Annotated in this window: 15 protein-coding genes; 7 read left to right on the top strand and 8 right to left on the bottom strand. The window is 73.0% G+C overall.

Going from position 1 to position 21,265, the window contains the following annotated elements; genetic code table 11:
• Positions 1-13: 13 nt before the first annotated feature.
• Entirely contained in the window at positions 14-3,751 is a 3,738-nt protein-coding gene (locus tag ACFXMF_RS25610; RefSeq protein ID WP_379989965.1) for an SCO7613 C-terminal domain-containing membrane protein, read from the bottom strand.
• Between the two features lie 201 nt (positions 3,752-3,952).
• Between ACFXMF_RS25610 and coaBC the strand changes: the two genes are divergently transcribed.
• The gene (gene coaBC, locus ACFXMF_RS25605) at positions 3,953-5,161 is read left to right on the top strand and encodes a bifunctional phosphopantothenoylcysteine decarboxylase/phosphopantothenate--cysteine ligase CoaBC (protein WP_360323166.1); all 1,209 of its coding nucleotides are present in this window, start codon (positions 3,953-3,955) and stop codon (positions 5,159-5,161) included.
• Between the two features lie 231 nt (positions 5,162-5,392).
• Entirely contained in the window at positions 5,393-6,586 is a 1,194-nt protein-coding gene (gene metK, locus ACFXMF_RS25600; RefSeq protein WP_360323164.1) for a methionine adenosyltransferase, read from the top strand.
• A gap of 279 nt (positions 6,587-6,865) precedes the next feature.
• On the opposite strand, the gene ACFXMF_RS25595 is transcribed toward metK, so the two are convergent.
• From ACFXMF_RS25595 to ACFXMF_RS25580, 4 genes are all read right to left on the bottom strand, one after another.
• Positions 6,866-7,393: a hypothetical protein gene (locus ACFXMF_RS25595; protein WP_360319591.1), complete on the bottom strand. Its 528-nt coding sequence runs from the start codon at positions 7,391-7,393 to the stop codon at positions 6,866-6,868.
• Between the two features lie 179 nt (positions 7,394-7,572).
• A complete protein-coding gene (locus ACFXMF_RS25590; RefSeq protein ID WP_360319593.1) occupies positions 7,573-8,235 on the bottom strand; it encodes a nitroreductase family protein in 663 nt (220 codons plus the stop codon).
• 238 nt (positions 8,236-8,473) lie between these two features.
• Positions 8,474-8,737 carry a hypothetical protein gene (locus ACFXMF_RS25585; RefSeq protein WP_379992077.1) on the bottom strand — a complete coding sequence of 88 codons (264 nt, stop codon included), beginning with the start codon at positions 8,735-8,737 and terminating at the stop codon, positions 8,474-8,476.
• Positions 8,738-8,875: 138 nt separating this feature from the next.
• Positions 8,876-9,529, bottom strand: coding sequence for a hypothetical protein (locus tag ACFXMF_RS25580; protein WP_379992076.1), 654 nt, complete (start codon positions 9,527-9,529; stop codon positions 8,876-8,878).
• A gap of 144 nt (positions 9,530-9,673) precedes the next feature.
• Here ACFXMF_RS25580 and ACFXMF_RS25575 point away from each other — a divergent pair, with 144 nt between their 5' ends.
• Positions 9,674-10,102 carry a DUF5709 domain-containing protein gene (locus tag ACFXMF_RS25575; RefSeq protein ID WP_360319599.1) on the top strand — a complete coding sequence of 143 codons (429 nt, stop codon included), beginning with the start codon at positions 9,674-9,676 and terminating at the stop codon, positions 10,100-10,102.
• Between the two features lie 704 nt (positions 10,103-10,806).
• On the opposite strand, the gene ACFXMF_RS25570 is transcribed toward ACFXMF_RS25575, so the two are convergent.
• Positions 10,807-13,320 (bottom strand): hypothetical protein, encoded by a 2,514-nt coding sequence (locus ACFXMF_RS25570; protein WP_360319601.1) that lies wholly within the window; start codon positions 13,318-13,320, stop codon positions 10,807-10,809.
• 131 nt (positions 13,321-13,451) lie between these two features.
• Here ACFXMF_RS25570 and ACFXMF_RS25565 point away from each other — a divergent pair, with 131 nt between their 5' ends.
• Positions 13,452-15,680, top strand: coding sequence for a copper-translocating P-type ATPase (locus tag ACFXMF_RS25565; protein WP_379992074.1), 2,229 nt, complete (start codon positions 13,452-13,454; stop codon positions 15,678-15,680).
• Positions 15,681-15,759: 79 nt separating this feature from the next.
• Here the strand turns inward: ACFXMF_RS25565 and ACFXMF_RS25560 are convergent, their stop codons facing one another.
• The gene (locus tag ACFXMF_RS25560; protein WP_360319605.1) at positions 15,760-16,296 is read right to left on the bottom strand and encodes a ricin-type beta-trefoil lectin domain protein; all 537 of its coding nucleotides are present in this window, start codon (positions 16,294-16,296) and stop codon (positions 15,760-15,762) included.
• Between the two features lie 386 nt (positions 16,297-16,682).
• Positions 16,683-17,774: a Gfo/Idh/MocA family protein gene (locus tag ACFXMF_RS25555; RefSeq protein WP_379990431.1), complete on the bottom strand. Its 1,092-nt coding sequence runs from the start codon at positions 17,772-17,774 to the stop codon at positions 16,683-16,685.
• 238 nt (positions 17,775-18,012) lie between these two features.
• Between ACFXMF_RS25555 and ACFXMF_RS25550 the strand changes: the two genes are divergently transcribed.
• The 3 genes from ACFXMF_RS25550 to ACFXMF_RS25540 all read left to right on the top strand — a co-directional run bounded on the left by ACFXMF_RS25550 (position 18,013) and on the right by ACFXMF_RS25540 (position 21,099).
• Positions 18,013-18,465 carry a PaaI family thioesterase gene (locus ACFXMF_RS25550; protein ID WP_360319609.1) on the top strand — a complete coding sequence of 151 codons (453 nt, stop codon included), beginning with the start codon at positions 18,013-18,015 and terminating at the stop codon, positions 18,463-18,465.
• Positions 18,466-18,572: 107 nt separating this feature from the next.
• Complete coding sequence (locus ACFXMF_RS25545; protein ID WP_379990432.1) at positions 18,573-20,225, top strand: AMP-binding protein; 1,653 nt, start codon at positions 18,573-18,575, stop codon at positions 20,223-20,225.
• Between the two features lie 37 nt (positions 20,226-20,262).
• On the top strand, positions 20,263-21,099 hold the full coding sequence (locus ACFXMF_RS25540) for a PaaX family transcriptional regulator C-terminal domain-containing protein (RefSeq protein WP_360319613.1): 837 nt from the start codon (positions 20,263-20,265) through the stop codon (positions 21,097-21,099).
• The last annotated feature ends 166 nt before the right edge of the window (positions 21,100-21,265 follow it).

The following is a 21,265-nucleotide window of genomic DNA, read 5'->3' as shown; positions in this document are numbered from 1 at the left end:
GCGGCGGGTCCCTCTAGCCCAGTCGTCCCACCGCGCGGCGCAGGCGCTTGAGGTCGCGCAGGCGGCGTTCGTAGCCGGCGCCGATCACGATCAGGAGCAGGCCCGCCGTGCCCAGGATCGCCCAGCGCGGCACCGCGTCGTAGACCGGCGCCAGGTGCGGCGCCAGGTGCACCAGCCCGACCGCGGCCAGCACCGCCGCGCCCAGGAACAGCGGCGCCTGGAGTCGGAAGCGGGCGCCGACCAGGAGCGTGGCGATCGCCGCCGCGCCCAGCAGGCTGGGCCGGATCGGCTCGGTCTGGCCCACCGCGAGCGGCAACGAGGGCAGCAGCAACAGCGCGAGCGACCCGCCGTACGCCGCCCACGAGTTGGTCTCCGGACGGGCCCGCCGGCGCAGCAGGCCCTCGGCCAGCAGGGCGAGGCCGAGCGGGACCGTGTACGCCTCGGGGTGGGTGACGTCGAACAGCGCCAGACGCAGCCAGTAGGCGGCGAACAGCAGCGGCAGCGCGGCACGTCGGGCGGGTGTGCGCAGCGGACCGGCCGGGGTGGTCGCCGCGGCGAGGCCGGCCCCGGCCAGGGCGAGCCAGCTCTGCTCGGGAGCCGCGGCGACGGTGGCGATACCCGCGGCGAGCAGGCCGACCGCGGCGGCGAGCGTGGCCGCCGGATCGGGGCGGGGGAGCCGGGCGACGGCGATGTACAGGAGGGCGGCCGTGCCCACCGCCGCCAGGACGCTCACCGCGTTCGTCGCGTCGAGGCGATGCAGCGTGGCCGGCACCGTCGCGGTGCACGACAGGACGGTGGCGGGAGCCCAGAGCGGACGAGCCGCGCCGCGCCCGCGCAGCGCGCTGTGCAGCGTGCCGGCGGTGACCACGGCGAGGGCCACCGGGAGCAGGCCGCCGGACTCGGCGATCGAGACGGCTGCCGCGAACACGGCGATCCCCTCGATCGTGATCGCGGCCATCGGCAGATCGTGCAGGTACGTGGCGACCACCAGCAGGATCACCGCCGCGCACGCGCCGGCCACCGCCTGGCCGGGCCCGCCGACGTCGAGCCGGTAGAGCGTGGCCGCCGTGGTGGCGTACGACAGGACCGCCGTCGCGGGCGCCCATCCCGGTCGCAGCCACGTGCGGCCGAACACCGCGCCGCACAGGGTGGCCGCCGCCGCGATCGCGAACGCGACAGGCGAGGTCTCCCGACCGATCAGCAGGGCGCCGACCAGGGCCGCGCCCGCGGTGCCTTCGAGGGTCGGGGCCAGGCCGGGCCGGCGGGCGCAGCCGAGGGCGAGCGGGAACAGCAGGGCGGCGGCGAGCACGGCGGCGAGCACGGTGTCAGGATCCGCGCCGAGGGCGTGCGTGCCGGCCGTGATCGCGCCGACCCAGCTCAGGGCGGCTGCCCCGGCCCAGGCCGGCCGGGTGCCGGGCAGGTCGCGGAGGGCGCCGACCACGCTCACCGCGAGTCCTGCGGCGAGGGCCGCGGCGAGGTGGCCCGGGGCGCGGGAGGCGGCCAGGGTGCCGATCACCCAGCCGGCGCCGCCGACCAGGGTCAGGGCGCGGGTCGTCGGGGCGGTGGGGCGCAGGGTCAGGGCGATCAGGGTGACCAGCGCGAAGAGCAGGGTCGGGGCGAGCGCGACGAACGCCGTCGAGGCACCCGAGTGCGCCGCGGTCATCGCCGCGTCGACGCCGGCGAGCGCGAGGGCGAAGGCGGCTGCGAGCGGCCGGACCAGGGGACGGACGGGGAAGGGGGCGGGCGGCTTCGGGGCGTCGGTCGGGCCGTCGCCGGCCGGGGCGTACGGGTCGGCGTCGTCGCCGTCGGCGTTGGTGTCGCCGTCGGTTTCGGTGGCGGGTGACACGTGGGGCGTGACGTCGCCGGCGCCCGGCGTACCGCCCGCGGTCGTGGTGTCCCGTTGTGCCGACGAGGCGGTCGGCTCGGTGGGATTGGCGGTGCTTTGTGTCGATACGTGATCACCGCCTGCCGCGGGTGCCGGGCTCGGCTCGGCGCTGCGGCGTCCCGGCGACAGGACGGCGGTGATCGTGAGGCCGGCGGCGACCACCGCCCACACCACGATCGACGTGAGCGGATGCGCCGTCGCCCACACCAGGGCCAGAGCGCCGTGGGCAAGCCCGACCAGGGGCAACAGCGGCCGGATCCGCCAGGCGCAACCCCAGCCGACGGCCGCCGCCAGATGCCAGCCCAGCGCCGCCCACAGCGGCAGATCCAGGGCCGGCGGCCCGACCACGAGCAAGCCCTCGACGATGATCGCGCCGGTCACCAGGACCGGTGTCCGCCCGGGCCGGCCGCGCAGCAGGGTGCCGGCGGTCAGCGCGACCAGCGCCGCCGCCGGCAGCAGTACCAGCGGCGCCAGGCCGAAGTCCCAGGTATCGGTCGGCATGATCGCGCTCCGGCTGCCGGCGTCGGCCGAGCCGAGCTGCCACGCCCGGCGCGGCCAGGACAGCGGACCGCCCAGCGCCACCGCCGGCGCCGCGAGCACCCAGAACGCGGGCGCCACCGTCAGCGGTACGAGCACCGCGAGCGGCCCGGCCCGGAAGTCGCGCGGCACCACGAACAGCGGCGCCATCGCGACCAGGACCACGACCAGCAGCGCGACGCCCGTCCACGCGATCGGCAGCTCCGAATCCTCGCCCGAGGGCCGGGTGGCGAGCAGCAGGGCCGCGGCCGCGAGCGAGCCGGCCATCGCACTCGCCGACGCCAGGTGCCGCACGACGGGCGCCCGGCGCAGCACGAACGCGATCCCGCCGGCGATCGCGGCGAGCCCGAACATGGTGCCCGCCGACGCGCCGCTCGCGCCCTCGGCGAAGGTCAGCGCGACCGCGGTCAGCCAGTAGCAGAGCACGCCGACCTCGGCGACGATCCGCAGGCCCCGCGCGGCCTCGGCGTAGACCCGGCGCAGCAGCACGACGTCCGCGGCCGCCTGCAGGCCGAGCCCGATCGCGAGCGGCAACAGCGACGCGCGGCCCACCCCGAACCAGGCGATCAGCAGCGGCAACGGACCCTGGAGCAACAGCGCCGCCGAGATCCGCAACGCGCGCAACGGCGCCACCATCGAGCCCAGCGCCGCCGCGCCGCCGACCGCGAGCAGGGTGACCGCCGCGACCGGCAGCGCGCTCGCGTCGCGCACGCCGGCCAGGTCGGCGGCCCAGGCCGCGTAGCCGTCGAGCAGGCCCATGGCCACGGTCAGGGCGGCCATCGCCTCGGCGGTGGCGGGCAGTTCGCGCCGCTCGGCGAGCGTGGTCCCGGTCGCGGCCAGCACCAGTGCGAGCGCCATCACCAGGGCCCGGCCGCCGGTGCCGGTGCGATTCCAGGTGACCGCGACGAACACCACCGCGGCCAGCACCACGAGCAGCACGCCCGCGCCCAGCACGATCCGGGCCACCCGGCGCCGCCCGACCTCGGCCGACTCCCGAACCCGATCGGCCGCCGGGCGGGCGGGAGCGGCCGGGGTCGGCGGCACCGGCGTCGGCGCCGCGGGTGGGGTCGGCGTGCGGACCGGCGGCGTCGCGGCCGGCACGGACGGGCGGCTGAGCCACTGCTGCGCCTCGGCCCGCATGCGCTGGAGCAGGTGCTCGCGCCGGCGCAGCAGTTGCGCCGCCGACACGCCGAGCTGCCACAGTTGATCCGCAGCCGGCCCGGTCAGTTTGATCGCGCACCCGGGGCAGCGCTCGGTGCGCGGCATCCGGAGTTGTCGCGCACAGCCCGGACACCGCGTGGCGTCGTCCAGCAGCCGCTCGTTCGACATCGACGTCATCTCCCCCGATGGACTCCCGGCCTCCGATGCTGGCAGCGCCGCCCGGGCGCGACATCCGTACTCGTACTCAGGTCCCGGTCGACTTCCGGCCGCCGGCCCGGCCGACACGCGATCGAGCCGTCCGAGGCGGTGTCGTAGGCTCGCCGTGCCGGTCGGAACACGGGCCGGTCGCGACGAGGCCCAGGAGCAGCGATGAGTACCGGATCCCGACCCCGTGTCGTCCTCGGCGTCGCCGGCGGCATCGCCGCGTACAAGGCGTGCGAACTGCTGCGCAGGTTGACCGAGTCCGGGCACGAGGTCCGGGTGGTGCCGACCGAGTCCGCGCTCAACTTCGTCGGCGAGGCAACCTGGTCGGCGCTGTCCGGGCAGCCGGTGGCCACGGGGGTGTGGGACGCGGTGCACGAGGTCCCGCACGTCCGGATCGGCCAGCACGCGGACGTGGTCGTGGTCGCGCCGGCGACCGCGGACCTGCTCGCCAAGGCCGCGCACGGACTCGCCGACGACCTGCTCACCAACACGCTGCTCACCGCGCGCTGTCCGGTGATCTTCGCGCCGGCGATGCACACCGAGATGTGGGAGCACCCGGCCACGGTGGACAACGTCGCGACGTTGCGCAGGCGCGGCGCGATCGTGATCGAGCCGGCGGTGGGTCGGCTGACCGGCAAGGACACCGGCAAGGGCCGGCTGCCCGACCCGGAGCAGATCTTCCAGGTGGTCCGGCGCACCCTCGGGCGCGGCGCGACCCGGCCCGATCTGGTCGGCCGGCATGTGCTGGTCAGCGCCGGCGGCACCCGCGAGCCGCTGGACCCGGTCCGCTTCCTGGGCAACCGCTCGTCCGGCAAGCAGGGCTACGCGCTCGCCCGCACGGCGATCGCCCGGGGGGCCCGGGTCACCCTGATCGAGGCCAACACCGGCCTGCCGGACCCGGCCGGGGCCGACGTGGTGCACGTGGGCACCGCCCTGGAACTGCGCGACGCGGTGCTCAAGGCGGCCGAGGACGCGGACTGCGTGGTGATGGCCGCGGCCGTCGCGGACTTCCGTCCGGCGACCCGGGTCGACGGCAAGATCAAGAAGACCGACGCCGAACCGGAGCCGATCGCGCTGGTGAAGAACCCGGACGTCCTCGCCGAACTCGCCCGCGACCGGCTCCGGCCCGGCCAGGTCGTGGTCGGCTTCGCCGCGGAGACCGACGACGTGCTCGCCAACGGCCGCGCGAAGCTCGCCCGCAAGGGCTGCGATCTGCTCGTGGTCAACCGGGTGGGCGAGGAACTGACCTTCGGCACCGACGTGAACGAGGCGATCGTGCTGGCCGCCGACGGCAGCGAAACGCCGGTTGCGCACGGCCCGAAGGAGGATCTGGCGGACGTCGTGTGGGACCTCGTGGTGCCCCGTTTCGCCTAGTTCTCGTGTCCCGTTTCGGTGGGTTCGGCAGCCGGTCGGAACAGTCGATCGCGCCGGGTTCACACAAAGTGAGCAACGCCACGCCGTCCATGTCTTGGGACACCCAGTCCCAGGGCGGGGGTCGGGGGGATAAACTCGGCCCCAGTATTCGGTGGACCCGCCCGTCCCGACCTGTCCGGACGGTCCGGGTCCACCTGCCAGCCAGCAGCCGCTGCAACCCCAGGGAGCGATGTGTCCCGCCGTCTGTTCACCTCTGAGTCCGTGACCGAAGGTCACCCGGACAAGATCGCCGACCAGATCAGCGATTCCATCCTGGACGCGCTCCTCAAGGAAGACCCCAAGAGTCGGGTCGCCGTCGAGACGCTGATCACCACCGGTCAGGTGCACGTGGCCGGCGAGGTCACGACGCAGGGCTACGCCGACATCCCCACGATCGTGCGCGAGCGCGTCCTGGAGATCGGCTACGACAGCTCGAAGAAGGGCTTCGACGGCGCCTCGTGTGGCGTCTCGGTGTCCATCGGCGCGCAGTCGGCCGACATCGCGCAGGGCGTCGACACGGCGTACGAGAACCGGGTCGACGGCGACGAGGACGAGCTGGACCGCCAGGGTGCGGGCGACCAGGGCCTGATGTTCGGCTACGCGTGCGACGACACGCCGGAGCTGATGCCGCTGCCGATCACGCTCGCCCACCGGCTGGCCAATCGCCTGGCCGAGGTGCGCAAGAACGGGACCATCCCCTACCTGCGCCCGGACGGCAAGACTCAGGTCACCATCGAGTACGACGGCGACCGCCCGGTCCGCCTCGACACGGTCGTGGTCTCCTCGCAGCACGCGGCCGACATCGACCTGGACTCGCTGCTGGCGCCGGACATCCGCGAGTACGTGGTGGAGCCGGAGCTGTCCGGCCTGGGCATCGAGACCGAGGGCTACCGCCTCCTGGTCAACCCGACCGGCCGGTTCGAGATCGGCGGCCCGATGGGCGACGCCGGGCTCACCGGTCGCAAGATCATCATCGACACCTACGGCGGCATGGCCCGACACGGTGGCGGCGCGTTCTCGGGCAAGGACCCGTCGAAGGTGGACCGCTCCGCCGCGTACGCGATGCGCTGGGTGGCCAAGAACGTGGTGGCCGCCGGGCTGGCCCGCCGTTGCGAGGTGCAGGTCGCGTACGCGATCGGCAAGGCCGCGCCGGTCGGCCTGTTCGTGGAGACGTTCGGCACCGAGGCGGTGCCGGTGGAGGCCATCCAGGCCGCCGTGAACACCGTGTTCGACCTGCGCCCGGCCGCGATCATCCGGGACCTGGACCTGCTCCGCCCGATCTACGCGCAGACCGCGGCGTACGGCCACTTCGGCCGGGACCTGCCGGACTTCACGTGGGAGCGCACGGACCGCGTGGACGCGCTCAAGGCCGCCGCGGGGGTCTGAGCCCCCGGCTTTCGCAGCACTTTCGCCGCCGGCGGTCATCGCCGGGTGCGCGTGCAGCGCCTCGACGGCGTCGCGGGCCTGGGCCCACAGCCGGGCGTGCTCCTCTTCGGAGAGTTGCCCCGCGTGCCGGGCGATGGCCTCGTACGCGGCGTCTCGGGCGCGCTGCAATTCGATCAGGTCCGCCGGGATGGGCTGTTCGGACATACCCGAGAGTTTACGAGAGTCCACGTAAACACAAGGTTAGCTCCGGATTGCGGCGGACTCGACGAAGGATCCCGTTCAGATGGCCTCGTGCTCACGGCCCGGCGACGGTTGCGGATGGCGCGGTATGCGGTACTCGGTCACCGGCGGCATGCAGAAGATGGTCAGGTCGCACGCGACGCCGACCGCCTGGGTGGGGGTGTGGCCCAGGTGCAGTGCGGCCCGCGCGTACTCCCAGCCGGAACCGATCGCACCGTAGTCGTAGTAGAAGACGTCGAAGTCGCTGCTCGTCTCGAACAGCCTGCCGTCGAAGGCGAACATGAACTCCGACTTGGGCTCGAAGCCGGACAGCTTGCGCTTGCCCCATTCGACGAACTCGGCGTAGAACTCCAGGATGTCGCGTTCCTCGGCGGACGCGGGGGTGTGCGTGTCCAGGAACAGGCGCATCAGGTTGATGTCGCGCAGCAGCCCGGCACCGCCGAAGATCAGGTTCTCGCCGATCTTGTACAGCTTGGTGCCCTCGGTCTTGGCCTGACCCCAGGTCACCTGGGAATCGGCGGCGATCACGATCGACTCGTCGATGATCTTTCCGGCGACGACACTCATCAACGCCCCCCGAACGTACGGTTGCTGCGGATCCGGACGTGCCGGTTCAGGATCGCAGAGGGGCGGGGTGCGGCGCAGGCGAACCCCGTTGCTTCTGCCGGGACTTCACCGCCGGTTTCGTGGTGCCGGACGGGCGCCGCGGCTCGGGCCCGTCCGGCGTGCGTGCCGGGGTTGGGGGGTCAGAGCCGGACGACGACCTGCTCCAGTGGCTTGCGCCGGATGTCGGGCACGCGTGCGTCCTCGGCCGGGTAGCCGACCGGGACGACGTACGCGGCGCGCTCTTCCTGCGGGCGGTCGCACACCTCGTTGAGGAAGCGCATCGGGCTCGGGGTGTGGGTCAGCGTGGCCAGACCGGCCTGGTGCAACGACGCGAGCAGGAGGCCGACGGCGATGCCGACCGACTCCTTCGTGTAGTAGGGGCGCGGCGAGTCCGGGCCCTTGTGCACCTCGAACACGACGATCACCACCGGCGCCTCCTCCAGGAAGGGCTTGCGCCAGTCGGTGCCGATCGGCGCGAGGGCCCGGAGCCACTCGGCGGACGCGCGGTGCTCGTAGAACTCGCGCTCCTCCTGCTCGGCCGCCTCGCGCAGGTGTCGTTTGCGCTCGGGGTCGGTGAGCACGACGAAGCGCCAGGGCTGCACGTTGGCGCCGCTGGGCGCGGTGCCGGCGGTACGGATCGCCCAGTCGATCACGTTGTCGGGGATCGGCCGGGAGGAGAAGTCGCGGACGGTGCGGCGTTGGGACATCACGTCGTGGAAGGCTCGGCTGCGGGCTTCCGCCTCGTGGGCGGGGACGCCTCGGTGCCGGTGCGGAACCGTGGGGTAAGTGGTTTCGTCGACCATGGCGGACAGCACAGCACGACGTGGGGGGTCGGTGGAAGGTCCCGCCCGGATCGGATTCGGGGCGCGCGGGTGGGCACGTCGTTCGCCGGGGCGAGTCGCCCCGGTTCGTGTCGACTGGTGCGGTCGGGCGCCCGGGGCGGGGCCGCCGGGTCACCTCGGTCCGGGCGGACGGGGACGGGACCGTGGTGACCGCAGGCGTCCGGAGTGGCGGGTGTTTCGGTCGGCGGTCCGGCCGGGACTAGGCGACGTCCGCGCGCTGCTCGCCGAGCGAGAGCGTCGGGGCGGGCACGTCGACCCGGGTGACCCGGAACTGCCGGCCGGTGCGCGGTACGGTCACCACGGACCCGGCCCAGACCTCGGTCGCTCGTCGGGCCAGATCGGCCTCGGCCACACCGGCGTGGGCCAGATCGACGCGCAGCGCGCGGGCCGCCGATTCCCGGGTGCCGGTGTGCAGCGTCTGCCAATCGTCGCGGCTGGTCTCGCGTGTCTGCGCCTCGTGCATTCCGTCCGCTCCCTCCCCGGCCTGTCGTAGGACCGGGTCTTCCGTCCCTGGCCCCCTGGACCACCCTGCGCCGGCGATCAAAGATCGACCAAATCCGTCAGGAAAAATCAGCCTCAGGCATGAGACGGGTAGTGATGTCTACACCGATGGAACGACCGGTTTCGCAGGCCGTGCGCCCAGCGGCGGGGGCCGCGTCTCCAACCGGTCGGATGAGCCCTCGGTTCGGCAGCCGGCACCCACCGGGACGTGCACTTTCGTCCGCAGTCCGTGCGAGCGAACGATCAGCGTGACGCAGCCGGGCCGGTCCACGTGGTAGCCGCCGGCGAAGGCGAGCCAGGGCTGCTCGGCGGAGCGGGCGGGGCAGCCCGGCACGCGGACGGAGCCGGCGGCGGGCCGACCGTTGCCCCACACGATGGACGCGCCGTTGCCGGGGGCGGGGAGTACCTCGATGTCGACCCGCGCGCCGGCGCGCACCATCAGGCCGGACTTGGCGAAGAGCGGGTGCGGGGGTTCGGAGCCGTCGACCTCGGCCGGTTGGAGCCGGCGGCCGGTCTCCAGCGCGACGTCGCCGAGAAACACGGTGAGCGCGCCGGCGGGCGCGGGTCGCTCGTCGATCACGTGCAGGCAGTCGAGGGTCAGGGCGGGCTCGGCGTGAAGATCGGCGACCTCGGTCGGCTCGACGGTGCGCTCGGCCCTGTCGGGCCTGTCGCCGCCGTCGTCCGCGCCGCACGCGGTCGTGGCGAGCAGCAGGCAGCAGGTCAGGGCGGCGACGGGTAAGCGATTTTCCGGCACCCGGACATGCTGCCAGGTGGGGACGTCGCCGGGCAGGCCCGAATGAACCGGCCGGCGCTGGGCAGTGTCACTCGGGTCGCGGGGGACAGGGTCGAGCCCTGGACGCACCACGAGTACGGGCACTTCAGTGGAAGGTGGCAGGCGATGAGCGACGACACCCCGGACCGGACCGAAGACTCCCCGGACACGCCGGGCGACGACGGGGTGCTCGGGCCCGAGGACACGCTGTCGACCGACGACCTGTCGTACGACCCGCTGGACACCGGGATCGTGCCGCCGGACCGCTGGTCGGCGGCGGAGCGGTACGGCAACACGCCGGAGGAGGAGCGACGCGGCGAGTCGCTCGACCAGTTGTTGTCCGAGGAGGAGCCGGACGTCTCCGACGACGACATGGTCTCCGACGAATGGGAGGGCGGCCCCGACCCGAGGGCGGGCCGACTGGTCGCCGACGACGAGGGCGCCCACGAGGACACCGAATCCGAGGCGGTGGCGCACGACGTCGGCATCGACGGCGGTGCGGCGGGCGCGGAGGAGGCGGCGATGCACATCATTCCGGAGGAAGAGGTCCCGTAGGGCGTGTCGTCGCGCCCCCCACTTCGCGCGTCGCACCCGCCGGGGTTGAGGTGGGCTCGCGACACACCTTGCTCCGCTTCGCCTCGCGCCGCTGCCAATCCCCACCACTTGGCCCCCCGCCGCACGCGCTGCCATGCCTTTTGCTCCACCGCCCTTCTGGTTCATCGCGCGGCTCACCTGTGCCCCGCTCGTGCTGCCGGGCCGCGCCGCGCCGTTGACGGTGTTTCGCGCCGCCCGCCCGTGCTGCCGCGTTGCCCACCGATCCGCGCCGGGCCGTTCTTCGCGCGGTCCGCCCGTCCGCGCCGCTCGGCCGAATCGCCTGGCCGCCGCCGCGTCGCCGGTGCTGTCGCGCCGCTCTTCGCGTCGCCTGCCTGTCCGCGCTTTGTTGCCCGTGTTGCAGGGCGGCCCGTCCGCGCCGCCTTGCCGAGTCGCTCGTCTGTTGCCGTGTCGCCTGCGTTGGCGCGCTGCCAGTGCCCACGCCGCGTCGACCGTGTTGGCGGGCTGCTCGCCTTTCGCCGTGTTGCCCGCTGCCGTGCCGTCCGCGCTGTCTCGCGTGGCGTCGCCCGCCCGTCCGGGCCGCATTTCTCGCGCCGCCTGTGTTGCCGGGCCGGCCGTTTGTGCTGCGTAGTCCGTCCGCCGGCCCGCCCGCGCTGCTGCGGTGTTTGTGGGTCGAGTTGTTGTGTATGTCGTCTGGTGTAGGTGGGCTAGGTGGGTTTGGCGAGGAGGGCTTCGGGGGTGGGTTCGGGGCCGGTCAGGGGGCGGCCGTCGAGGAGGTCCAGGGTCGCGGACAGGCTCGCGGCGGCGGCTCGCGCGGCGCCGGCGGTGAGCGGGTCGCCGGTGTGCGCGGCGAGGTCGGCGAGTTCGCGTTCGGCTTCCGGGCGGTCGGCGAGCAGGGTGTGCCGCAGATCGGTCAGCGGACCGGCGATCCAGGACTCCGCCTCCGCCTCGGTTTCGGTGACCCGACGCATGGCGTCCACCCAGCGGCTCACCGTGCCCAGCGACTCGCGGGCGTATTCCAGCAGTCGACGTCTGGCCGGCCCCTCCAGACGGTGGCCCTTGCCGTTGCGGAACTCCTCGTCGATCGCGGAGAGCCGGCTCTCCAACTCGTGGTGCTTGGTGAGTCGGCGCAGCGCTTCGGCGACCTCGTCCAGATCGCGGCGCTCGTTGCCGGCCGCCAGTTGCAGCAGTCGGCCGAGCAGGCCGTCCTCGGGACGCCACCACAGTTGGGCGATCGAGGTGGCCCGGGGGAAGCGCAGGTGACGCGGGTGCAACAGGGCCTCTGCGGCGTCCGCCGCACACGCGGCGGCGCCGGCTTCGGCCTCGGCGAGGGCCTCGAGCGCGCCGAGGTTGCGGGTGCCGCCGAGCAGTCCCTGCGCGGAGCCGGTGGCGATGTGTCGGGCCAGCGTGGCCACCGCGGGCAGGTCGCCCAGACCGGCCGCGGCCTCCTGGAGCAGTCCGTACGTGCTGTGCCCGCACAGTACGGCGGCGCGCGCCGTGGCGGCCACCGTCAACAGTTGGGTCGCGCGGTCGTGGCTGGGCTCGCGCATCGCCATCTCGTCGAGCTCGGCGCGCAGCGACACCGCGACGGCGCCGGTGTCCGAGCGCGCCCCGTCGGCGTAGGCCAGGGCACGCAGCGCGGATATTCGCTCCGGGGCATCGGTCGACATGGCCTGTGCCGCGGAGGCGTACTCGCCCCGGCCGATCAGCTCGCCGATCAGCGCGGCGGGCTCGGGAGCGGCCGGCGGCGCGGGCGGGTCCTCCTCCGCGTCCTCCTCGGGGGCCGGCGCCGAGTGTGCCGGGTCCGTCGCGCCCTCCGCGGGGTCCTCCCGGTCCGCTGTCGCCGAGGTCTCGTCGGCCTCGGCCGGTTGCGCGTCGGACACCGGGTTCGGGTCGGCGTCGGAGCCCGATTCGCGGCCCGGTTCCGGGGCCGAATCGGGGTCGGCCGACGTCTGTGCCACCGGCTCCGGCTGCGTATTCTCGGCCGTGTTCGACGCGTCCGCCGGATCGCCCGAGGCGGGTGTCCCGTGCCAGGACAGCCGGCCCCGTAACGCCGCGTTGACGATCGTCGGGTCGGGCAGATGCGGGCGGATCGTCTCCGCCAACGCGTCCACGCCCTCGTCCCGGTCGGCCGCGATCGCGTCGATCAGCTCGCCGAGATCGGCCAGGGCCAGTACGCGCCGCCGGTCGGCCGGTTCCCAATTCTCGTGACGGGCGCTCAGCTCGGCGGTCAGCTCGCGGAGTTCGTCGATCGCCGCGGTGTGCGCCGGCGGGCCGCCGAGTTGCCGGAAGCGGTCCACTCCGGCGAGTTCACGGGCGTGTACCGCGGCTTCGTGCGCGGTGATCGTGGCGGCCAGGCCCGGCCGGTCCTCGGGCAGCGTGTCGGCTTCGGCCTCGACCAGGGCGCCGACCGCCGTCCGGGCCTCGGCCACGGCCGGGCCGACGAGCCCGAGCATGGTCAGGTCGGCCTCCTCCGGCGCGCGCCCGGCCGCGACGGCGGCGGTCACCGCGTCGGCGGCGGCCCGCGCCCGACCGAGTGCGTCGTCGAGGGAGCGCAGCGGCGACGGGGGCTCGCTGGCGCCGCACATCCGATCCCGACAGAACGCCTCGAATCGGCGACACGCGGTCACCACGTCGGCGATGACCTCGGCGGGCCACCCGGGCAGCGCGAGGTCGGCCTCGGTCAGCGTGATCCGCAGCAGTGCGGCGGCCTGGCAACTGAACCCCCAGTCCGCGATCGCGGTGAGCCGGATCAGGTCGGGGGTGAACGCCGTGGTTTTCAGGCTTTCCAGGATCTCGCCGTCCAGCGCGCCCGAGTCGGTGTCCAGGGTCGCGGGCAACAACACGCGCAGTACCGGAAGGGTCACCACCTGTGCGGTGTAGCCGCGCACGCTCGGGGTCTGTTTGCGCAACCGCTTGAGCGCGTGTTCGGCGATCGCGGGAGTGGGTCGGCGGGCGGGCGGTACGCGCAGTGCGCGCAGGGTGTCGGTCCGTGTGGGGTTGGGCAACCGCCACAGGGCGTCGGCGAGGACGTCCGGGGCGATTGCCCCGAGACAGTCCACGAGGGGGTCGCCGAGGCGGGCGAGCTGGACCGCTACCGCCGACTTCTCCCGGGCTATCTCCTGCTGGTCGTGATCCGGGTGATCCAGGAAGGGTTGCAGTTCGCCCGACGAGGTCGCCCACCACAACCAGTCGACGCTGCGGGAACGTGGCTGTCGCACCACTTTTGGCCTCCCGAGGGAGAGGGGCTGGTCTCTGGTTATACCGCCGTCGGCTCGAGATGCGGACGGTTCCGCCGGATTCGCAAGGAATGAGTGCGGGTCGTTCCGGGTTTCTCATACCCCGGGGTGGTATGTATGAAAGATCGACGAAGGACGAGGAGGCGAGCGGGATGGAGTACGGCCGGACCGGACGGGACGAACATCCGGGCCACGCGGAGCCGGCGGGCGGCACGGGCCACCCGGATCGTGCCGGGCACCGGGGCCACGCGCAGCCGGCCGGGCCGGGTGGGCACGAGGGGCACGCGGGTCATCAGGGACACGGCGGGCACGCCGGTCACGGCGAGATGTTCCGCCGCAAGCTCCTGTGGAGCCTGCTGTTCTCCGTCCCCGTGCTGGTGCTGAGCCCGATGCTCGCGGACCTGCTCGGCTACCACGAGCCGTCGTTCCCGGGCTCGTCCTGGATCCCGCCGCTTCTGGGCACCCTCGTGTTCGGTTACGGCGGATGGCCGTTCCTGACCGGCGCCCGCGACGAACTCGCCGCGCGGCGGCCCGGAATGATGACGCTGATCGCGATGGCGATCACCGTCGCGTTCGTCGCCTCCTGGGCCTCGACGCTCGAACTCGCGTCGCACGAGCTGGACTTCTGGTGGGAACTGGTCCTGCTGGTCGACATCATGCTGCTCGGCCACTGGCTGGAGATGCGCGCCCTCGGCGCCGCCTCGGGAGCTTTGGACGCACTCGCGGCGCTGCTTCCCGACGAGGCGGAACGGGTGCGTCCGGACGGGGAGTTCGAGCGTGTTCCGGTGGCCGAATTGGAGACCGGCGATACCGTCCTGGTGCGTTCCGGGGCGCGCGTCCCGGCGGACGGCAGGATCACCGAAGGCGCGGCCGAGTTCGACGAGTCGATGATCACCGGTGAGTCCCGGTCGGTGCCGCGCGGCACGGGCGAGACCGTGGTGGCCGGTACGGTCGCGGTGGACAGTGCGGTACGGGTGCGGGTGACCGCGACCGGTGAGCGCACCCAACTCGCGGGCATTCGGCGGCTGGTCGCCGACGCGCAAAAATCCCGGTCCCGGGCCCAGGCGTTGGCGGATCGGGCGGCGGCGCTGCTGTTCTACTACGCGGCCGGCGCCGCGGTCCTGACGCTGGTGGCGTGGTCGTTGCTCGGCGAGGGCGGGTCGGCGATCGAGCGCACCGTCACCGTGTTGGTGATCGCCTGCCCGCACGCGCTCGGGCTGGCCATCCCGTTGGTGATCGCGATCTCCACCGAATTGTCCGCGCGGCAGGGCATCCTGATCAAGGACCGGATCGCGCTGGAGCGCATGCGCGGTGTCGACGTCGTGCTGTTCGACAAGACCGGCACCCTCACGCGCGGGGCGCCGGCGGTGACCGGGGTCGCGGCCGCGCCCGGCCGGGACGAGACGATGGTGCTGCTGCTCGCGGGCGCGGCCGAGCGGGAGAGCGAACACCCGCTGGCCCGGGCGATCGTGCGGGCGGCCGGGGAACGCGGCAGGCCGGCCGCGGCGAGCGCGTTCCGGTCGATGACGGGCCGGGGCGTCGAGGCGGACGTGGCCGGCACCCGGGTGCGGGTCGGCGGGCCGGCGCTGTTGCGCGAGGCGGGCGTACCGGTACCGGACGAACTGTCGGCGACCGTCGGGGACTGGGTCGGGCGCGGCGCGGCGGTGCTGTACGTGCTGGCCGCCGACGAGGTCGCCGGGGCACTCGCGCTGGAGGACGAGATCCGGCCCGAATCCCGCTCTGCGGTACAGGAGTTGCACGCGGCGGGGGTGCGTGTCGGGATGCTCACCGGGGACGCCCGACAGGTGGCCGAGTGGGTCGGGCGCGACCTCGGGGTGGACGAGATCTTCGCCGAGGTGCTGCCGGGCGACAAGGACGCCAAGGTCGCCGAGCTCCAGTCCCGCGGCCTGCGGGTGGCCATGGTCGGCGACGGCGTCAACGACGCGCCGGCGTTGGCCCGTGCCGACGTCGGCATCGCGATCGGCGCCGGCACCGACGTCGCGGTCCAGTCGGCGGGTGTGGTCCTGGCCTCGGACGACCCGCGCGCCGTGCTGGGCGTGCGTCGCCTGTCCACGGCCGTCTACCGCAAGATGCGGCAGAACCTGGCCTGGGCCGCGGGCTACAACATCGTCACCGTGCCGCTGGCCGCCGGCCTGCTGGCCTGGGCGGGTGTGGTCCTGCCGATGGAGGTCGGCGCCATCCTGATGAGCCTGTCCACGGTCGTGGTCGCCCTCAACGCCCAACTCCTGCGCCGCCTGGACCTGCGCCCGGAGGCGCTCGACACGCGGACGACGCCGGGCCGGGTCGACGCGCGGGCTCGCGGGGAGTCGGCGACCCGGTAGGGAAGGGCGCGGTGGACCCGGTGCACGTCGGCGAGGGCCGACGTGCACCGGGTCGGGTGGTTCGGGGGCGTGGGTCCGGTCAGTCGATGAAGCCGAAGGTCTGGCGCAGGACCGGCTTGCCGTCGGCGGTTGCACAGGGCGCGATGTACATTCCGCCGCCGTTGTAGTTCTGGTTCGGATCGGCTTCCAGGCACAGTCCGGTGATGGGGTTGACCCACGCATTGGTGTTGATCGGGAACCAAGCCTGGGAGGTGCCGGAGTTGCAGTCCCACAGGCTGACCCGGGAATACGACAGGCCCCCCATCGTGGTCAGACACTTGAACCCGGTGGTGCCGCCGGGCACGAGGTTGTACGCGGCGCTGCCGTTGTTCTGGGGAACGGCCAGCCAGAGCTGGTTATAGGGCGTCGTGTTGTCTGCGGGATTACCGATGCACTGCCACTGCTGCACGATCCCACCGTTCGTGTTCATGGTGTTGGTATCGGCGTCCAGACATTTCCAGTTGGCTCCGATGAGCATCCGCGAGAAGTGATTCGGAATGACCATGGCGGACGCGGACTGGGGAATGGCGAACAGAACCATGCAGGCGGCGAGCACGCCTACGATCCTTTTGAGCATCTTCGGCCTCCATCGGGGGGCCCGTCGCCGTACCGGGCGTTCGGCGTTCGGGTGCCTCAGAGGATGGCTGTGGACGGGTGATCCCTCAAGGAAGCCGGTGGTCGGTGTGCCGGTATTCGGCCGGCGGTCGGCGTGGTCGGGACGGGGTAATTCCTGCCGACGCCGCTCCGATTTTTGATTTCTTTGTCCGGATTACCACCGCTTTCGGGTCCGACGGGCGGAGACGGGCAGTGGCTGTTTCCGGGAAGCAGGAATCGACCGGAAATAGAGCAGGGTGATTATCCATTGACACGTGTCAGTGTCGCGAGTGTACACCGGAATACCCGACATTCACTTGAGCCGTTTTCCTTCCGGCGGCTCGGCGCGGTTCATCCGATTTTCCGGGACTATGCGCACGCGGTCCAGGTGCCGCCGTCGGCGGCGGAACTGCGGATGGCGTCGAGCACCCGTTGGCCGGCCACGCCGTCGGCGAAGGTGGCGTGGCGGGGGGAGTCGGGGACGGGTTCGCCGTTGATCAGGGCGGCGAAGGTGGTGGCCAGGCGGGTGTACGGCGCACGGTCGATGCCCATCGAGTGGAGCAGGTCGTAGGCGGTGTGCATGAGGTCGGACGGGGGCGCGATCGGGTCCGGGTTGGCCAGGTCGGCGGGGGTCTCCACCCGACGGTCGCCGGCCGCGTCGGCGAGCCAGACGTCGTCGAACTCGACCCAGGCCGTGCCGTGGGTGCCCGCCACGCGTGTGGTGATCAGCGGCGGCCCGTAGATCCCGGCGGAGCTTTGCAGGGTGCCCTCGACGCCGGTCACCGTGCGAAAGCGGATGTTGAAGGTGTCCTCGGCGCTCTGCCCCGGCCGGTCGGCGACCAGCGGCAGGCCCGCGCTGACGCCCGCGAACTCGCCGAGCGTGTGCCGGATCTGGTCGATCCAGTGCGAGGCGTGCGCGCCCAGCCAGCCGCCGCCGTCCTCGGCCCGGCCCCACCACGCGGGTACCTCGGCGGCCGGTCCGGTCAGGACCGGGATGTGCAACAGCCAGGTGGCGAGCCGCGGTTCGCCGATCGCGCCGGCCGAGATCAGCCGCGCGAGCAGGGCCTGCGAGGACTGCCAGCGGAACTCGGTGCCCAGCATGTGTACGACGCCCGCCCGCTCGGCGGCGGCCAGCATGCGGGCGGCCTCGGTCGCATCGCTCGCGAACGGCTTCTCGCACACCACGTGCTTGCCCGCCGCGACCGCCGCGAGCACGATCTCCGCGTGCGTGTGCGGCGGCGTGGCCACGGTCACCGCGTCCACGCCGTCCAGCGCGAGCGCCGCGTCGAGATCGGTGAACGCGTACGGCACCTCGAACCGCTCGGCCCGCTCGGCGGTGCGCACCGGGTCGCGGCCGACCAGCGCCCGTACCTCGAAGCCCGCGTCCCGGAAGGCGGGCAGGTGCGTGATGCACCCGAAGCCGGTCCCCACGATCGCCACACCCAGCTTGTTCTGCGCCATGACGTCGTTCTCCTTCTTCGGGGCCTTCTGTGGGGCCGAAACGCGCCTACGGTAAGGGAAGCTGTCCAATTTCGCCATGACGCCACCGTGTGACGAAGGGCATCCGCCGGGGGTGGGCTCGGTGCGTGCCCGGCGGCCGTCGGCCCGTGGCGCGGCGGCGGTGATCCGGACTCTGCTTCGATGACCACGTGCCCCGCTCCCCGCCGGGTGCGCTTTCCACGCGAAGGGTGATACCGCGATGACCGAGACCCCCATCGACTCGCCGACCGGCCACGAGGCGCTCGACTTCGCCCGATCCGTGCTCGCCGCCCAGCCGTTCAGTCGGCTCGTCGGGGCCAGGGTCACCGAATTCGGCGCCGGCCGGGCCACCCTGGAGGTCGACGTCCGCGACGAACTCCGGCAACAGAACGGGTATCTGCACGGCGGCGTACTCGCCTACGCGGCCGACAACGCGATCACCTTCGCAGCCGGCAGCACGCTCGGCTCCGCCGTGCTGACCGGCAGTGTGTCCGTCCAGTACCTGCGGCCCGCACTCGGCACCAGGCTGCGCGCCGAGGCCCGGATCGTGCACGCCGGTCGTCGGCAGGCGGTCTGCGACTGCGACCTGATCATGCTGGCCGACGACGGTACCGAGACGGTCTGCGCGATCGGCCGGGGCACGGTGCTGGTGGTCAACGGCGCCGCCGGCTGAGCGCGCGCCCACGGCCGCCCGTCCGCCGGCTCGAAGGGATGTCCTCGCGGACGGATGTCGCGTACCGTTGACTGCCGTCACGATGACAACAGGATGAGGTGCCGGCCATGCAGCTCCGTCCCTCCGCGCACGTCGACACGTTCTCCCGGGATCGGCTGCCGCCGGTCGACCAGTGGCCCGAGCTGATCTTCGAGCTGCCGGAACTGCACTATCCGGACCGGCTCAACTGCGCCGTGGCACTGCTCGACGACACCATCGCGCGACACGGGGCGCACCGGCGCTGCCTGCTCACCGCCGACGAGACCTGGACGTACGGCGACCTGCTCACCCGCGCCAACCAGGTGGCCCACGTGCTGACCGAGGACCTCGGCGTGGTGCCCGGCAACCGGGTCCTGCTGCGCGGCCCCAACAACCCCTGGTTGGTCGCGAGTTGGTTCGGCGCGCTGAAAGCCGGCGCGGTCGTGGTGACCACCATGCCGCTGCTGCGCGCGCACGAGCTCGACGCCGTCCACGAGATCGGCCGCCCCACCGCGGCACTGTGCGACCACCGCTTCACCGCCGAGCTCGCCGCGGCCGTGACCCCCGGCCTGCGCGTGCTCACCTACGGCGGGCCCGGCGCGGACACGCTGGCCGCCCGCTGCGCCACCAAGAGCACCGTGTTCGAGGCGGTGGACACCGCGTGCGACGACGTCGCGCTGATCGCGTTCACCTCCGGGACCACCGGTCGGCCCAAGGCCACCATGCACTTCCATCGGGACGTGCTCGCCATCGCCGACACGTTCTCCGCGCACGTCGTCCGCCCCGAGCCCAGCGACCTGTTCACCGGCACCCCACCACTGGGCTTCACCTTCGGCCTCGGCGGGCTGGTGGTGTTCCCGCTGCGCGCGGGCGCGGCCACGCTGCTCCTGGAGCGGGCCACCCCCGAGGAACTCGCCGCCGTGGTCGCCGAACGGCGGGTCACCGTACTGTTCACCGCGCCGACCGCCTACCGGGCGATCCTCGGCGCCGGGCTCGTCGACCTGCTCGCCGGCGTGCGGCGCTGTGTGTCCGCGGGCGAGGCGTTGCCGGTCGGCGTGTGGCAGGCGTACCGCGACACGATCGGGACGCGGATCATCGACGGCATCGGGGCGACCGAGATGTTGCACGTGTTCGTCTCCGCCGCCGACGACGCGATCCGCCCCGGGGCGACCGGGCTGCCGGTGCCGGGCCATCGGGCCGTGGTGCTCGGGCCGGACGGCAGGCCGGTCCCGGACGGTACGCCCGGACAACTCGCGGTCAAGGGCCCGACCGGCTGCCGATACCTCGACGACGCACGGCAGTTCGACTATGTGCGGGACGGCTGGAACATCACCGGCGACACCTACATCCGCGACGCCGACGGCTACCTCTGGTACCAGGCGCGCAGCGACGACATGATCGTCTCCTCCGGCTACAACATCGCCGGTCCCGAGGTGGAGGCGGTGCTGGGCACGCACCCGGACGTGGCCGAGTGCGGGGTGGTCGGTGCGGCCGACGAACGGCGCGGCATGGTGGTCAAGGCGTACGTGGTGCTGCATCCCGGGGTGGTCGCGAACGAGGCGACGGCTCGGGTGCTCCAGGCGTTCGTGAAGCAGACCATGGCGCCGTACAAGTACCCGCGACTGGTCGAGTTCGTGTCCGAGTTGCCGCGCACCGACACGGGCAAGCTGCGGCGCGGCGAACTGCGTCGGCGTGCGGCCGAGGGCACGCCGGTCGCCGGGGTGGGACCGGCTCCCGGATAGGATCGCCGGCGACCCAGACTCCGCGAGGAAGGCGACCATGGCGGAGACCCCGGCCCGACCCAGCTCGTTGATCAACACCGTGTACGGCGCGTTCGTGCGCGATCTGGGCGGGTGGATCTCGATCGCCGACCTGATCGTGCTGATGGGCGAACTGGGCGTGGACGCGCCGGCGGTGCGGTCGGCGATCTCGCGACTGAAGAAGCGCGGCACGCTCACCCAGGAGCGGCGGGACGGCACCGGGTATCGGCTCAGTCCGGCGATGGAGTCGATCTTCGACGAGGGCGATCGGCGGATCTTCGGCAATCTGGAGCCGGCGCGGCTTGCGGACGGGTGGGTGCTGGCGATCTTCTCGGTGCCCGAGTCCGAGCGCGCGCATCGGCACCAACTGCGTTCGCGGTTGACCTGGCTGGGGTTCGGCAATGTGTCGCCGGGGGTGTGGATCGCGCCGGCGCGGCTGTTGGAGGACGCTCGGCGCACGCTCGTTCGGGTCGAACTGGCGGACTATGTACACCTGTTCACCGGGGATGCGGCGTTCGCGGAGCTGGGCGCGACGGTCGGGGACTGGTGGGACTTCGAGGCGATCGAGGAGCAGTACGCGCTGTTCACCGATGCGTATGGGCCGGTGGCGGCGGAGCTTGGGGCGCGGCCGGTGGTGGAGGCGGTCGACGCGTTTCGCACGTACGTGCCGATGTTGACGCAGTGGCGGCGGTTGCCGTACTTGGATCCGGGGCTGCCTGCGGAGTTGTTGCCGGCGGATTGGAACGCGGTGGGGGCTCGGCGGGTGTTTTTGGCCCTGCACTCGCTCCTTGCGGAGGGGGCGAAGGGGTTCGTTCGGGAGGTTGCGGGGTTGGCCTCGAGCGCGGGCCGGGGCTGAATTCGCCTCATGCGCCGGCGGGGCTGGGTGGCCTCATGCGCCGGCCGGGCTGGGTTCGCCTCAAGCGCCGGCGGGGCTGATTCGCCTCATGCGCCGGCGGGGCTGGGTGGCCTCATGCGCCGGCCGGGCTGGGTTCGCCTCAAACGCCGGCGAGGCTGATTCGCCT

The sequence above is a fragment of the Embleya sp. NPDC059213 genome (assembly GCF_042754445.1).
Classification (GTDB): Bacteria; Actinomycetota; Actinomycetes; order Streptomycetales; family Streptomycetaceae; genus Embleya.
The sequence above is the reverse complement of the archived record's forward strand: the minus strand, read 5'-3'. Positions and strand labels throughout refer to the sequence as shown.

Coding starts and splice junctions, on each gene's coding strand:
- ACFXMF_RS25585 (WP_379992077.1), bottom strand. CDS start 8,737: ATGCACGAGGCGCAGACACGCGAGACCAGCCGCGACGATTGGCAGACG.
- ACFXMF_RS25565 (WP_379992074.1), top strand. CDS start 13,452: ATGTATGAAAGATCGACGAAGGACGAGGAGGCGAGCGGGATGGAGTAC.
- ACFXMF_RS25575 (WP_360319599.1), top strand. CDS start 9,674: ATGAGCGACGACACCCCGGACCGGACCGAAGACTCCCCGGACACGCCG.
- coaBC (WP_360323166.1), top strand. CDS start 3,953: ATGAGTACCGGATCCCGACCCCGTGTCGTCCTCGGCGTCGCCGGCGGC.
- ACFXMF_RS25560 (WP_360319605.1), bottom strand. CDS start 16,296: ATGCTCAAAAGGATCGTAGGCGTGCTCGCCGCCTGCATGGTTCTGTTC.
- ACFXMF_RS25590 (WP_360319593.1), bottom strand. CDS start 8,235: ATGGTCGACGAAACCACTTACCCCACGGTTCCGCACCGGCACCGAGGC.
- ACFXMF_RS25540 (WP_360319613.1), top strand. CDS start 20,263: ATGGCGGAGACCCCGGCCCGACCCAGCTCGTTGATCAACACCGTGTAC.
- ACFXMF_RS25550 (WP_360319609.1), top strand. CDS start 18,013: ATGACCGAGACCCCCATCGACTCGCCGACCGGCCACGAGGCGCTCGAC.
- ACFXMF_RS25555 (WP_379990431.1), bottom strand. CDS start 17,774: ATGGCGCAGAACAAGCTGGGTGTGGCGATCGTGGGGACCGGCTTCGGG.
- ACFXMF_RS25545 (WP_379990432.1), top strand. CDS start 18,573: ATGCAGCTCCGTCCCTCCGCGCACGTCGACACGTTCTCCCGGGATCGG.
- ACFXMF_RS25610 (WP_379989965.1), bottom strand. CDS start 3,751: ATGTCGAACGAGCGGCTGCTGGACGACGCCACGCGGTGTCCGGGCTGT.
- ACFXMF_RS25595 (WP_360319591.1), bottom strand. CDS start 7,393: ATGAGTGTCGTCGCCGGAAAGATCATCGACGAGTCGATCGTGATCGCC.